This window comes from Limnoglobus roseus (genome assembly GCF_008254045.1).
In the GTDB taxonomy this organism is placed as follows: Bacteria; Planctomycetota; Planctomycetia; order Gemmatales; family Gemmataceae; genus Limnoglobus; species Limnoglobus roseus.
Genome location: NZ_CP042425.1, coordinates 404,155 through 417,612, shown reverse-complemented (window position 1 = coordinate 417,612; position 13,458 = coordinate 404,155). Strand labels below are relative to the sequence as shown.

10 protein-coding genes are annotated in these 13,458 nt (G+C 65.9%); 6 read left to right on the top strand and 4 right to left on the bottom strand.

The annotated features are described in order from the left end of the window. Nucleotides 1–91: 91 nt before the first annotated feature. The 4 genes from PX52LOC_RS01720 (at nucleotide 92) to PX52LOC_RS01705 (ending at nucleotide 5,150) form a co-directional block, all read left to right on the top strand. Nucleotides 92–1,291, top strand: a complete 1,200-nt coding sequence (locus PX52LOC_RS01720; protein ID WP_149108459.1) for an iron-containing alcohol dehydrogenase — start codon at nucleotides 92–94, stop codon at nucleotides 1,289–1,291. A 34-nt stretch (nucleotides 1,292–1,325) separates the two neighbouring features. Next, nucleotides 1,326–2,648: a glycosyltransferase family 87 protein gene (locus PX52LOC_RS01715; protein WP_149108458.1), complete on the top strand. Its 1,323-nt coding sequence runs from the start codon at nucleotides 1,326–1,328 to the stop codon at nucleotides 2,646–2,648. 34 nt (nucleotides 2,649–2,682) lie between these two features. Continuing rightward, the gene (locus tag PX52LOC_RS01710; protein WP_149108457.1) at nucleotides 2,683–4,011 is read left to right on the top strand and encodes an NAD(P)/FAD-dependent oxidoreductase; all 1,329 of its coding nucleotides are present in this window, start codon (nucleotides 2,683–2,685) and stop codon (nucleotides 4,009–4,011) included. Between the two features lie 164 nt (nucleotides 4,012–4,175). Beyond that, a complete protein-coding gene (locus PX52LOC_RS01705) occupies nucleotides 4,176–5,150 on the top strand; it encodes an SMP-30/gluconolactonase/LRE family protein (protein WP_149108456.1) in 975 nt (324 codons plus the stop codon). Nucleotide 5,151: 1 nt separating this feature from the next. On the opposite strand, the gene pyrF is transcribed toward PX52LOC_RS01705, so the two are convergent. Next, nucleotides 5,152–5,976, bottom strand: a complete 825-nt coding sequence (gene pyrF, locus PX52LOC_RS01700) for an orotidine-5'-phosphate decarboxylase (protein ID WP_149108455.1) — start codon at nucleotides 5,974–5,976, stop codon at nucleotides 5,152–5,154. A 237-nt stretch (nucleotides 5,977–6,213) separates the two neighbouring features. On the opposite strand from pyrF, the gene uvrB reads away from it, so the two are divergent. Beyond that, entirely contained in the window at nucleotides 6,214–8,244 is a 2,031-nt protein-coding gene (uvrB, locus tag PX52LOC_RS01695) for an excinuclease ABC subunit UvrB (protein WP_149108454.1), read from the top strand. A 216-nt stretch (nucleotides 8,245–8,460) separates the two neighbouring features. Next, entirely contained in the window at nucleotides 8,461–8,877 is a 417-nt protein-coding gene (locus PX52LOC_RS01690; RefSeq protein WP_218575259.1) for a VOC family protein, read from the top strand. 27 nt (nucleotides 8,878–8,904) lie between these two features. On the opposite strand, the gene PX52LOC_RS01685 is transcribed toward PX52LOC_RS01690, so the two are convergent. The 3 genes from PX52LOC_RS01685 to PX52LOC_RS01675 form a co-directional block, all read right to left on the bottom strand. Then, a complete protein-coding gene (locus tag PX52LOC_RS01685) occupies nucleotides 8,905–10,137 on the bottom strand; it encodes a TolB-like translocation protein (protein WP_149108453.1) in 1,233 nt (410 codons plus the stop codon). A 39-nt stretch (nucleotides 10,138–10,176) separates the two neighbouring features. Then, on the bottom strand, nucleotides 10,177–11,436 hold the full coding sequence (locus tag PX52LOC_RS01680) for a hypothetical protein (RefSeq protein ID WP_149108452.1): 1,260 nt from the start codon (nucleotides 11,434–11,436) through the stop codon (nucleotides 10,177–10,179). Nucleotides 11,437–11,515: 79 nt separating this feature from the next. Beyond that, nucleotides 11,516–13,306 (bottom strand): GspE/PulE/PilB domain-containing protein, encoded by a 1,791-nt coding sequence (locus PX52LOC_RS01675; RefSeq protein ID WP_168218754.1) that lies wholly within the window; start codon nucleotides 13,304–13,306, stop codon nucleotides 11,516–11,518. Nucleotides 13,307–13,458 lie beyond the last annotated feature (152 nt).

Below are 13,458 nucleotides of genomic sequence, written 5' to 3'. Positions count from 1 at the left end.
GCGGAACGCGGAGTGAAAACCGAAATCACGGCCGCGGGCCGTATTGTATTCTTCATTCCGTACTCCGCGTTCCGCACTCAGAGCTTCAAGCATGATCTGGAACTTCCACTCCGCCGGTTCACTCGTCTTCGGCCGCGGGTCGGCGGCCACCCTGGGCGACATCGCCGTGCGGGCCGGTTTCCGCAAGGCGTTCATCGTCACCGATGCGATTCTCGCGAAGGCGGGAATCCTCGACCGCGTTGTCGAGCCGCTGACCGACGCCGGCGTGGAAGTCGGTATCTTTCAGGGCGGGCAGCCGGAGCCGTCGCTGGAGATCATCCGCCAAGCCACGGCGGCGGCGAAACTCGTTGAGCCGGACGCCGTCCTCGGCCTCGGCGGCGGCAGCAACATGGACGCGGCCAAGCTCGTCGCGATCTGTCTGGCCCACGGTGGCGACGCCACGAACTACACCGGTGATTCCCGCGTGCCGGGGCCGGTGACGCCGCTAATTTGCGTGCCGACCACGGCCGGCACCGGCAGCGAAGTGTCGCAGGCGGCCGTCTTCACCGACACGGCGAACCACATGAAAGTCAGTTGCCTCAGTCAGCACATCCGGCCGAAGATCGCTGTCGTCGATCCGCTGCTGACCGTGAGTTGCCCGGCGAAGGTGACGGCCGACTCCGGCATTGACGCGCTCGTTCACGCCGTCGAGGCGATCACGGCCGTCGATCAGGCGGAGTATCTCGCGCGGCCGGGCGGGGCGTCGGTCTACCAGGGCAAGAACCCGATGGCCGACCTGATGGCCGCGAAGTGCATCGAACTCGTCGGCCAGTTCTTGCGGCAGGCGGTGAAGGACGGCAACGACCTCGACGCCCGCGAGGGGATGGCCTTGGCCGCGACCTACGGCGGTCTGGCGTTCTCGAACGCGGGGGTCGCGCTCGTCCACGCGATGGAATACCCGGTCGGCGGGGCGGTCCACGTCTCGCACGGGGCCGGCAACGGGCTGCTGCTGCCGCACGTCATGCGGTACAACCTGTCGGCCCGCATGGACGTGTTCGCGAAACTGCCGTTCGTTCTCGGCGAGTACCCTGTCTCGACCGACCGCACCTTCCTGGCGAACTACGCTGTCGACGCGGTGAGCAAACTCTGTGCGGACGTGGGCATCCCCCAGCGGCTCCGTGACCTGGGTGTGACGGTCGAAATGCTACCCGGCTTCGCGGACAAGGCGTTCGCCATCAGCCGGCTGATGCGGGTAAACCCAAGGACGCCGACGCGGGACGAAATTCTGGCGATCTACCGGGCCGCGTTCTAGACTCCCGCACGCAGGATTCGCGCGAGGAGTCATCATGTCGGCAATCGGTCCGGAAGAACCCAAGACCCGGCCGTGGGTGATCGTGGTCGGCGTGCTGGCGATCCTTGCCGGTTTGGGTTGGTGCGTTTCGCGCGTGCGGGAGCAGCCGTCGTCGCTGCCGATGAAGGACTTCGTCGAATACTGGTCGGCCGCGAAGGTGAATCTGGCGGGGGGCAATCCCTACGACGCGGCCCAACTGAAGCCCCATCAACAAGCGGCCCTCGGCGTCAAGCAACTTGACGACGTGACGATGATGTGGAACCCGCCGTGGGTGCTGGTTCTCGTCACCCCGCTCGGACTGCTGTCGGCGACCTCCGCACACTACGTCTTCCTCGCCGTACAACTCGCGGCAATCTTGCTCTCGGCGACGTGGCTCTGGAAGGTCTACCGCGGGCCGACATCGTACCTCTGGGTCGCGTGGGTTCTCGCCCTGACCTTCGGCCCGTCCGCGTTCGTCTTCTGGTACGGGCAGATCGGGGGATTACTCCTCCTCGGCCTCGCCGGGTTCCTGTACTTCCGCCACATCGATCGCCCGGTCATCGCGGGCGTCTTCGTCGCGCTCACCGCCATCAAGCCGCACCTGTTGTTCGCCTTCGGCCTCGTCGTCGTGCTGGACGCGCTCGTGTCGCGGGCCGGCCGGCGGACGTTGCTCGCAGGGTTCGTCACCGTACTGCTCGCGGCCGGCGGGGCGTGGCTGATGAATCCGGCCGTCTACGCCCACTACTCCGGGGCCGGCTGGCAGTCGTCCACCGACATCAACGTGTCGCCGAAGGACTGGGCGCAACCGCTGGTGAGCTACTGGCTGCGAATGGCCCTCGCCCCTGGGGCGTTCTGGGTTCAGTTCTTGCCGATGATGTCGGTCGTCGGCCTCGTAGCCCGGTATTGGTGGCGAAAGCGTCAGATCTGGAACTGGTCGGACGAACTGCCGGGGCTGGTGTTCGTCTCGGTGCTGGCGACGCCCTACGGGGCGTGGATCTTCGACCTCGTCGTGCTGCTCGTCCCGGTGCTGGCCGTCGCTGCCCGATTGGTCGAACAACCTGGCCGCGGGCGGTATCTCGTGGCGGCCGGGTTCGCGCTCGTCACGGTCGGCGTCGTCGCGCCGGGCACGATCAAAGCGTGGCTGACCGGTTCCGCCGAGATCGGACTGCACACGTTCATTTGGGTGTCACCGGCGGTCCTGGCCCTTTGCCTGTGGGGGAACCGGCTCGGCCGCCGATCTTCGCACTTACCACCGGTGAACCTGGGCGACACTCCGCCGCCCGGCGGCCGAGAGAAAGTCGTGGTCCGACCCGGTTCCGGCACGGCAAACTCGCCCTAAGATACCTCCCGCCCCTTCCGCGAGAGGTTGATTCATGGCCGAGAGCAGTACCCCCCGCCACCACGTCGTCGTCATCGGCGGCGGATTCGCCGGCCTGTATTGCGCGCAAGGGTTGGGTCGGTCGCCGGTCGACGTGACGCTCGTGGACCGCCGGAACTTCCACCTCTTCCAACCGCTGCTGTACCAAGTCGCGACCGGGTCGCTCTCGCCGGCTAACATCGCCGCCCCGCTGCGGACCATCCTGAAACGGCAGGCCAACGTCCGCGTCTGGCTCGGCGAGGTCTCGGACTTCGACACCGTGAAGAAGGAAGTCGCCCTCGCGGACGGCAGCCGGCTTCCTTACGACACGCTCGTCGTCGCCTGCGGCTCGCACCACCACTACTTCGGCCACGACGCGGAGTGGGAGCCGATCGCCCCCGGCCTGAAGACGATCGAGGACGCGACCGAAATCCGACGCAACATCCTCCTGGCGTTCGAGGCGGCCGAGCGGGAGACCGATCCGGACAAGCGGAAGCGGCTGCTCACGTTCGTCATCGTCGGCGGCGGGCCGACCGGCGTGGAGTTGGCCGGGGCCATCGGCGAACTCGCCCGCACGACCATGACCCGCGAGTTCCGCGCGTTCAACCCGGCCGACTGCCGGGTCGTCGTCGTCGAGGGCCAGCCGCGGGTGCTGACGAACTTCCACGAGAAGCTCTCCGCGAAGGCGCTGCAAGCCCTCACCGCGCTCGGCGTCGAGGTGCAGTGCGACGCGCACGTCACGGCGGTGACGCCGACGCACGTCGAGATCACGTCCGACGTGGACAAGTCCGTCCGCCGGATCGAAACCAGCACCGTCGTCTGGGCGGCCGGCGTGAAGGCCAACCCGCTGGGGCGGAAGTTAGTCGAACGGCTAGGGGCGAAGGCGGACGTGGACCGCGGTGGTCGGGTGAGCGTTGCCCCGGACTGCACGGTGCCGGGGTTCGCGGACTACTTCATCATCGGCGACATGATGAGCCAGAAGGACGCCGCCGGCAAGCCGCTGCCCGGCGTGGCCCCGGTGGCGATGCAGCAGGGCGACTACGTCGCCGACGTGATCGACCGCCGGGTGCGGGGCAAGTCGCCGCGGGCCGCCTTCCACTACTGGGACAAGGGGAGCATGGCGACCATTGGCCGCGCGCGGGCCGTCGTGGAAACCGGCCGCATCCGCCTGAGCGGCCTGATCGCCTGGCTGGCGTGGCTGTTCATCCACGTCCTCTACCTGGCCCGCTTCGAGAACCGCCTGTTGGTGGTGTTCCAGTGGTTCTTCGCCTACGTCACCAACAACCGGGCCGCCCGCATTATCACCTGGATGCGGACCGAGGAACAGCCGGACCAGAAGGCGTAGACCGTTCGAGGCGGCCGATTTCCTCCCGCAACCTTCGTTTGCATTCGCAACGGCCAGTGGCCCGGCGTAGGCGGGCCGTGTCTTAACGTCGAAGAGACACGGCCCGCCTACGCCGGGCCGCTCGCCGGTTTCTTGGAACAAGTTCTCCCGCCGGAGTTGTCGCGATGCGTACCCTCTTTCTTCTCCTTCTCTTCGCCTTCCCCGCCTTCGGCGAGGAGCCGATCTTCGACCCCACCTCCAAGCTCAAGGTCGAAGCCGAGGGCGAGGCTGGCGGGGAAGGGCCGGCGTGGCACCCCACGCTCGGCGTCTTCTCTAGCGGCCGCGGGCACATCAACCGCCTGACGCCGGAGGGCAAGTCGGAAGTCTTCCGCAAGGACGCCGGCACGAACGGCCTCCTCTGGGATCGCGACGGCCGTCTCCTGGCGTGCGAACCCAAACTGCGGCGCGTCACCCGCACCGACACCGACGGCAAGGTGACGGTGCTAACCGACAACTTCGGCGGCAAGAAGTACAATCAGCCGAACGACGTGACGGTCGATTCAAAGAACCGCATCTACTTCTCCGACCCCCGCTACGGCCCCCGCGACGACATGCAGTTGTTGGACGCCGCCGGCAAGACCATTGAGGGCGTCTACCGCATCGACGCCGACGGCAAGGTGAGCCGCGTGATCGGCCGCGAGGTCGAGCGTGCGAACGGCGTCCTCGTCTCGGCCGACGACAAGTACCTGTACGTCGCCGACAACAACAACGACACCGTCGGCGGTGCCCGCAAACTCTGGCGGTTCGACCTCCAAGCCGACGGCAGCGTCGATCCGAAGACGCAAAAACTCATCTACGACTGGGGCAAGGGCCGCGGCCCCGACGGGTTGAAGCAGGACGCGCAAGGTCGGCTGTACGTCGCCGCCGGGCTGAACAAGTCGAACCCACCGGGGGAACCCGACGCCACCGTGAAAGCCGGCATCTACGTGCTGAACGGTGACGGCAAGTTGCTCGCGTTCGTGGCGGTGCCGCGGGACGAGGTGACGAACTGTGCCTTCGGTGGCGACGATCGTAAGACGCTCTACATCACCGGCGGCGGCACCCTTTACAGCATCCGCACCACGACGCCGGGTCGGTTGGTGTGGCCGCCGGCGAAGTAGGCTACTTCAACTCGCCCTGCGCCTTCTTCGCCGCGGCCACGATCTTCGCTTCCCAGTCCGGGTCGTCCGGCTGGAACGGGAAGGTCACGCCGCGAGAACTGTTGACCACCGCCCCGAGGCCGTTGGCGTCGTAAGCCGCCTTCACGTCGGCGGCCGTCCCGCCCTGTGCCCCGTACCCCGGCACTAGGAGCCACACGCCCGGCATCGCGGCCCGCAGTTCCCGCAACTCGTTCGGGTGCGTCGCCCCGACGACGGCCCCCACGTCGCCGCGGTCGGCGTTCCACTTCACAACGGCTTCCGCGACGTGCCGATAGACCGGCCGGCCGTCGCAGTTCAAATCCTGGAACAATCCCGCACCGGGGTTACTCGTCCGCACGAGCACGAACAGCCCGCGGTTGCCCTTCCGGGCCGTCGCGATGAACGGCTCCACGGCGTCTTGTCCGAGGTACGGGTTCACGGTGAGCGAGTCGGCGTCCCACGTCGGGCCGAAGGCCGCTTCCGCGTAGGCGGTCGCGGTACTGGCGATGTCGCCGCGCTTCGCGTCGAGGATGGTGACGAAGCCGAGTTCCTTCGCGCGTTTGAGAATGCCCCCCATCGCGGCGAACCCGGCCGGCCCGTACTGTTCGAAGAACGCCGCCTGCGGCTTCACCACCCCGGCGAACGGCGCGACGAGTTCCAGCACGCGCAGCCCGAACGCCTCGAAGGCTTCGGCGGGCGGCTTGTCGCGCAGCGACTTCGGCAGCGACTCCAGCCGCGGGTCGATGCCGACGCACAGCGGCCCCTTCCGGCGGACGACATCGGCGAGGCGATCGGTGAAGGTTTTCATGCCGCTGTTGTAGAAACTCCGCCGGGCAGCCGATATGATAATTTGTATATCTTCAAGACGGATCTCGCGCAGAGCCGCCAAGACGCCAAGAAGAGAAGGCCGAGAAGAGAGAATCCATTTCTTCCACCAACACACGGGCGACCGCCACCGGCGTGACGGCTAGAAAGAATTCGTTCTTTTCCTGTCTTCTTCGCGTCTTGGCGGCTCTGCGCGAGACTTCTTAAAGGAGCGCACACGATGGCCGCCAAGTTTCAACTCGCCTCCGAGTACCAACCCGCGGGCGATCAGCCGAAGGCCATCGCCGAACTGACCAAGGGCTTCGAATCGGGCAAGCCGATGCAGGTACTCCTCGGCGCGACCGGCACGGGCAAGACGTTCACGGCCAGCAACATCATCGCGAAGTTGAACAAGCCGACCCTCATCCTCGCGCACAACAAGACGCTCGCGGCCCAACTCTACAAGGAGTTCAAAGGCTTCTTCCCGCACAACGCCGTCCACTACTTCGTCAGCTATTACGACTACTACCAGCCGGAGGCGTACATCCCCCAGCGGGACATTTACATCGAGAAGGACAGCAGCATCAACGAGAACATCGACCGCCTCCGGCTGGCGGCGACCGCGGCTCTCGTCAGCCGGGAGGACGTCATCATCGTCGCGTCGGTGTCGTGCATCTACGGCCTCGGCTCGCCCACGGACTACAAGCGGATGATGGTCTACCTGCCGAAGGGCGAGATCATCGAGCGCGAACAACTGCTGCTCAAGCTCGTGGACATCCAGTACAAGCGGAACGACATCGCCTTCGAACGCGGCAAGTTCCGGGTGCGCGGTGACACGATCGAAGTCTGGCCGGCGTCCGAGGAAGTCGGCTATCGCATCGAACTCTTCGGCGACGAGGTCGATGCCGTGAGCGTGGTCCACCCGGTGACGGGCGAGGTCATCAAGGAACTCGACGAGCTTTACATCTACCCGGCCAAACACTTCGTCACGCCGGAAGACCGCACCCGCGAGGCGATCAAGGGCATCGAACAGGAGTTGAACGACCGGCTCGAACAGTTCAAGAAGGAGGGCAAACTGCTGGAGGCGGAGCGCCTGAAGGCCCGTTGCCGGTACGACTTGGACATGCTCCGCGAGGTCGGCTACTGCTCCGGCGTCGAGAACTACGCCCGGTGGTTCAGCGGCCGCAAGCCGGGCGAGCCGCCGTACACGTTGCTCGACTTCTTCCCTGACGACATGCTGTTGGTCGTGGACGAATCTCACGTCACGCTGCCTCAGGTCCGGGGCATGTACCACGGCGACGCGGCCCGGAAGACCACGCTCGTCGAACACGGCTTCCGTCTGCCGAGCGCGATGGACAACCGGCCGCTGCGGTTCGAGGAGTTCGACAAACGGCTGACGTGCTGCCTCTGCCTGAGCGCCACGCCGGGGCCGTTCGAACTGGAACGCACCGGCGGCGAAGTCGTCGAGCAAGTCATCCGCCCGACGGGGCTGGTCGACCCGATCACGCACATCCGCCCGGCCCGCGGGCAAGTGAAGGACTTGGAGAAGGAAATCAAGCTGCGAGCCGAGAAGAAGGAGCGCACGCTGGTCACGGTGATGACGAAGCGGATGGCCGAGGACTTGACGAACTATTTCAAGGACGCGAACCTTCGGTGCAAGTGGCTGCACAGCGAACTCGACGCCATCGAGCGCGTGACCGTGCTGCGCGAACTCCGCGAAGGGGCGTTCGACGTACTCGTCGGCGTGAACCTGCTCCGCGAAGGGTTGGACCTGCCGGAAGTATCGCTGGTGGCGATCCTGGACGCGGACAAGGAGGGGTTCCTGCGGTCGGACAAGTCGCTGATTCAAACGATGGGCCGGGCCGCCCGGAACGTGAACGCGGAGGTCATCATGTACGCCGACACCGTGACCGGCAGCATGGACCGTGCCCTGACCGAGACGAACCGCCGTCGCGTCATTCAGCTGGCTTACAACAAGGAACACGGCATCACGCCGAAGACGGTGCAGACGGCGATCAACAGCGGCATCGAAGAAGAGATCGAAGCTCACCAACTGGCCCAGGAAGTGGCCGGCAACGACAAGCAAGACTACGTGACGGCCGAGTTCCTGGAGGAACTGCAAAAGGAGATGCTGACCGCCGCCGAGAATCTGGAATTCGAGCGAGCCGCCAACCTCCGCGACCAGATCGCGAAGCTGAAGGGCGAGAACGTGGCGAGTCCGCAGGTGAAGAAAGCGAAGGGCGGCAAAGGCCGCCGTGGTAAACCGCGGTAGTGTTAGTAGGATCGACGATCCAGAACCTTGATTCGTCGGCCGATTGCGCCCTGGGTTGACGCGGGGGCTTCGCCCACCGAATCGGGGTAGGACAATCCGAGCCTACGGGGCGAGAACTCGGAGTTACATCGAGAGGCACGCTACCCTCCCCATGTTCGTTGTACCACGCACCCTTCGAATCGGCGATCGCGGTCATTCAACCCTTGAGAAGTTTCGGTGGATACTGTTGCCGACTTGGGCAGATCGCACATTCGGATCGCCCGTCCGACCGACAACTTGACCGCGGTGGTCGCGTTCTATCGAGACGGGTTGGGGTTCGAGGTGCTGTACGAATTTGCCGGCCACGACGGGTTCGACGGGGTGATGCTCGGGCGGCCTGGGGCGGGGTACCACCTGGAATTCACGCGGGCGGCTGGGCATGTCGCCGGCCGGGCACCAACAGCGGACAACCTGTTGGTGTTCTACCTGCCCGACGAAGCCGAGTGGCGAGCGGCGGTCGATCGGATGGAGCGGACAGGGTGTCGAGCGGTCCCGGCGTTCAATCCTTACTGGGACCGCCAGGGCAGCACGTTCGAAGACCCCGACGGGTATCGAGTTGTCCTGCAACACGCGAGTTGGCCAGCCCAGGCATGAGCCGGAACGACACGCTCGCGGCCACTCCTACCGCACCACGTCCCGCACGTCCACGACGTACACCTGTCGTTGAGGGTCGTGGCAGCCGTCGAAGCAGACCTGTGTGCCGCCGCGGTTCCAGCGGGGGTGCAGGTCGCAGCGGACGGGGCCGGTGAACGCCTTCGGCGACGCGAACTGGTTCAGGTCGTACCGGCGGTTCTTGGCTGGGTCGAACAGCATCAGCCACTGCAACCGGTCCTTGTCCGGGTAGGTGTCGTTCAAAATCCACTTCCGGTCGGGGCTGTACGAACAGTGGCCGTCCACCGTCAGCACGCTGTCGTCGACGACGGTCAGTGAGTCCGTTGCCACGTCGATGAGGGCGAACGTGTTGCCGCCGGTCGGCGGCTTCACCCAGGCCAAGAGCGTGGCGTCGTCCCGCCAGTCGAAGTGCGAAACCATCCCGGTGTCCAGGTGCAATCGCAGGTCGGTGCCGTCCGGTTTGGCCGTGTACAGCCGCGTGCTCCACGGCTTCTCGCCGACCCGCCAGCGGTGCAAGAAGACGAACCGCGAGCCGCCGGGGTTGAACTGCAAGTGGTTCACCCAATGGTGCGCCCCGGTGAACCGGGGGTCGGGCTTGTGCGCGGCCAACTGCTTCAGGCTGATGATCTGCTTGTCCTTGCCGGTGGCCGGGTCGACGTGCCAGATGCCGAGCGCCTCCGGGGCGGGATCGTCGGCGAACGTCTCCTTGTAACTGGCGTAGCCGGAGCCGGGGCGGAGGCGGTGGAGGCGGGCGAAGTCGAGCGTCACCGCCTGCTTGCCGTCGGCACTGACGGCGTAGATTGGCCGCGGCAGGGTGCGGGTCTTGTTCGTCTTCACGTCACGAATGACGGCGGCCGGGTTGCCTTCGAGGAAGGCGTTGTAAATCACCTCGCGGTCGGGGGCCGAGCCGAGCCACTGGAGCATCGTGCCCTGCTGCCAACTCCAGGCGAGCGTCGTGTCGAGCGGGATGAACCGGTCGTTATCCTTCAAATCGACCATGCCGACGGTGATGCGGTCGGTCGCGGTCGGCTGACGGTCGCAGAAGTCGTTCTCCATCGCGAGCAGGTAGCGGCCGGTCATGTCCCAGGGGCACTTGTCGTAGTACCCGAACCAGTGGTGCTTCGGCCCCTTCGTGACGGCTCGGGCCGGAAGTTTGATGGCGTCGGGTCGGGCGAGAGCCGGACCGCCGACGGCGGCCGCTAGCGTGAGGCCGAGCCATTCACGACGGGTGGGGTGCGGCATGGAAATCCTGCTTAACGGCTACGGCTTCCCGTTGCCAGGTTACGGCTGTACACCTTTCGACATCAGCCACTCGATACCGAGGCGGCCGGTACCGGTCACAAGTTGCAGCTTCGAGCGGCCCGGGGTCACACTGGCGTAGTCGCCGCCGGAGACGGTGAATTCGGTCGTGTCATAACCCGGCTCCCACGCGGGAACCGTCACGTAGTACGTCGTCGTGCGGTTCTTGCCGCTACTCGTTTGCGACCGCTTATCGACGATCGGGAGCACACGCTCGACCAGGGGACCGGGGTCGGCCAGCGCGTTGACCGCCGCGACCGTGCCAATGCTCCCGAGCCCGTGGCACAACAGACCGGTGACCATGAGCGGGTACCAGCGGTCGTGGGCGGTGGACGTGCCGCTGAGAAGGTACGCGGACACCCACCCGAACGCGACGTACCCCCCGACGAACAGCGGGACGGCCGACATCACCAACGGCCACGTGTGGATTGTGGGGTAGTTGAACGCGGCGATGAGCGTCACCGCGTAGAGCAGGGCGAACAGCCAGAGCCCGACCGACCACACTCTCCTCACGTCGAAGCGGGCGGGCGCGTGGTCGGGGTCGTCGGCCGGCAGATCCTTCGCGAGCAGCGCGAGTAAGTCGGCCGTGGCGGCCGTCAATTCCGGGTGGTCGTGGGCGTTCGGGTCGAACCCCGGCCAGTGCGCGACGGCCTGGGTGCCGGTTAGTTGCACGTCCCGGTAGCCGAGTTTCCGCAGGGCGAGCACGGCGGCCCGCTTGTCGGCATCGGCCAGGAATGCTTCCGCGTAAGCCTCGGACGGGCACCGCACGTAGACGGCCGTGTCGAACTCACGGTCGCCGGACTGGCACTCGCGGGCGATGCCCACGGACTTGCACACGCGGTCGAACACGCTCTCGCGGCTAAAGTGCAACGTCGTCGGCGTGGCCACCGGCACGCGAACGTGCAGGGACGACGGCTTGGGGTTCTTTCCCGGCTTGGGCAACAGGTACTGCACCTCGTAGCGGACGCCGTTCCACTCGCACGGCTCGGGCTTGTTGGCGAGGTACCGCCCCACCCGCTCTTCGCCTGCCAACGCCCCCTGACCGCCGTGCTTGGGCTGGCGGAGCAGGAACAAGGTGGCGGCGAGGAACACCGCTCCGACGACCGCAAGGGCCGCGAACGCGGTGGCAGCACCGGGCGCGGCCCCGCCGGGGTTCATCAGAACGAGCGGGAGGCCCATGCCGCCAACGAAGAGGAACACGATGCCGAAGACGAGGCAAAAGATGCCGGCGGCACGGCTCATGCGTGGACCTTGAGAAATGGCTTCCGATCAACACCGGGCGGGTAACAACCGGGCCGAGACCGAAGCGGGAGCTGCCAGTTTATTCCTTCTCTTCCAGCCGATCAATGTGGACGTGCGTGCCATTCCCGTTTCCGGTGCCCCGAAGTTCGATCACGCGGTCGGCCCGGTTTTGCGTGAGGAAGGCGGTCAGGTCCACGCTCATGCCCTTTAGTGATTCCAGGTGCTCACGCTGCCGTTGGTCGTTCGCCCGGCGGATGTCTTGTTGCAGGTCGGCGGAGCGCTTCGTCTGGGCCAACTCGGCGTCCTGGCGCTGGCGTTGGAGTTCCAGTTCGGCGGTCGCCTCGGTGGCTTGCTCGGTGCGGCGCTTCGCGGCCCGCTGCATCTGGGCGTTCAGCCGGAAGTCTTCCAGTTCCTGAGCCTGCTCCTCCGTCGCCCGGTCGAGTTCCAGCTTCGTGCGGGCTTCGATGGCCTGGTCGTGCATCGCTTGCAGCCGGTCCGGGGCGGCGTAGCCGCGGTAGACGACCTTGTTGATGCGGTAGCCGGTCTGCGCCGCCCGCACGGTGAGCTGGCGGTACGTGTCCATCTCGTTGAGTTTGCCGGTCTCCTTCTTGAACTCCTCGAAGGTGTGGCGGCCGGTGAAGTCGACCACGTCGGATGTGGCCGCGTTCACGAAGTCGCCGATCGGGTCGTGCGTCGTGTCGAGCATCCGGTCGATGTCGAGCAGTTCGAAGAAGATCATGAGCTTGATCGTCAGCACCGCGTCGTCGGCCGTGCGGACTTCGGGCACGTCGTGGTACATCTGGTCGGGCATCAGCCAGAGCTTCTGGAAGATCAGGCCCTTCGCCGTCTTTTGCGTGCCGGAGGAGCCGCCGTCGGAGCCGTGCCAGGTGAACGTGTGCAGCCACTCGCCGGGGGCCGGCACGTAGAGGGCCGGGCCGTGGACGATGCGGCGGGAAACGGTCGGCCCCGTCTGGCTGTAGACGACCACGGCTTCCTTGAGCGCGATTTGCAGGGCGTCTTGCTTGTTCACCGTCAGGTGAATGCGGGGGTCGAACCAGATCTCGCACGGCCCGCCGAGGTTCTCCTGCCGCCCGTCGCGGTACCGAACGACGAGGAACTCGCCCGGGTGCGCGACGTAGTGGCTCATCTTCTGGACCGTCTTGCCCCACGTCAGAATGCGGGCCGGGCCGACGACGACCTTCATGCGGCCCGACTTGTCGGTGACGACGACGCGATGGCCTTCCGGCAAGGTGAGGAAGAACATGCCTTCACGCACGGGGCTAGGGGTGTGATCGAAACCAGAACCGGGCGGGCCGGTGTAAGAGTCGAAACGTCGTCCGTCGGCCATCTCGTCCAGGTGATAGCGACGGGGGCCGGTTTTCGAGAGGCCGAGGTTCAACTCGAAGTCCGTACTGTCGTCGTCCTCGTCGAGGGATGGCATGCCCCCCATGTAGTCAACGCCGGCCTTTCCTTTCCGGCCCCGCGACTTGGCCTTCGCCCACGTGGGTTGAGCGGCACCGGCCACCTGCGTGAATTCGATGGCCGTGTCGGTGAACTCGGCCAGCATCGAATCGATGGACTCGGTCGGCACGCGGCCGTAGTGGTGGGCGATGGCCGCGAAAATGACAGCGCGGGGGAACTCGACGAGTTTGATCTTGCGGGCGATGATGAACGAGAGTTTGTCGGCCAGCAGGATGTCGTTGGCGTTCGCGGCGGCGACGGTCAGCGTTTCGGCGCTGCTCGCGATCGGCAGGATGTTGTTCTCGCGGGCGACCGATTCGGGGATGAGTTCGATCACCGACCGCGGCACGAGAAACAGCGGGCTGCCGGAGACACTCTTGGTCCCGTTCGCAATGGATGGCGGTGCCATTGTCCCGGCACGGGAGATGAATTTGTAATCGAGAGCCATGGGGCGGACTCTTCCACGGGCGTGTGACGCTTCATGATATGCGAAAGCCGGGTCACGCTCCTGGACATTTCAAACGGGCGAGCGGCCGTGGCGTTGGCCGATTCGAAGGTTGC

What these genes read in the sequence shown, in the direction of transcription:
- PX52LOC_RS01675 (WP_168218754.1), bottom strand. Translation starts at nt 13,306, where the DNA reads ATGGCACCGCCATCCATTGCGAACGGGACCAAGAGTGTCTCCGGCAGC.
- PX52LOC_RS01685 (WP_149108453.1), bottom strand. Translation starts at nt 10,137, where the DNA reads ATGCCGCACCCCACCCGTCGTGAATGGCTCGGCCTCACGCTAGCGGCC.
- PX52LOC_RS01715 (WP_149108458.1), top strand. Translation starts at nt 1,326, where the DNA reads ATGTCGGCAATCGGTCCGGAAGAACCCAAGACCCGGCCGTGGGTGATC.
- PX52LOC_RS01710 (WP_149108457.1), top strand. Translation starts at nt 2,683, where the DNA reads ATGGCCGAGAGCAGTACCCCCCGCCACCACGTCGTCGTCATCGGCGGC.
- pyrF (WP_149108455.1), bottom strand. Translation starts at nt 5,976, where the DNA reads ATGAAAACCTTCACCGATCGCCTCGCCGATGTCGTCCGCCGGAAGGGG.
- uvrB (WP_149108454.1), top strand. Translation starts at nt 6,214, where the DNA reads ATGGCCGCCAAGTTTCAACTCGCCTCCGAGTACCAACCCGCGGGCGAT.
- PX52LOC_RS01680 (WP_149108452.1), bottom strand. Translation starts at nt 11,436, where the DNA reads ATGAGCCGTGCCGCCGGCATCTTTTGCCTCGTCTTCGGCATCGTGTTC.
- PX52LOC_RS01705 (WP_149108456.1), top strand. Translation starts at nt 4,176, where the DNA reads ATGCGTACCCTCTTTCTTCTCCTTCTCTTCGCCTTCCCCGCCTTCGGC.
- PX52LOC_RS01720 (WP_149108459.1), top strand. Translation starts at nt 92, where the DNA reads ATGATCTGGAACTTCCACTCCGCCGGTTCACTCGTCTTCGGCCGCGGG.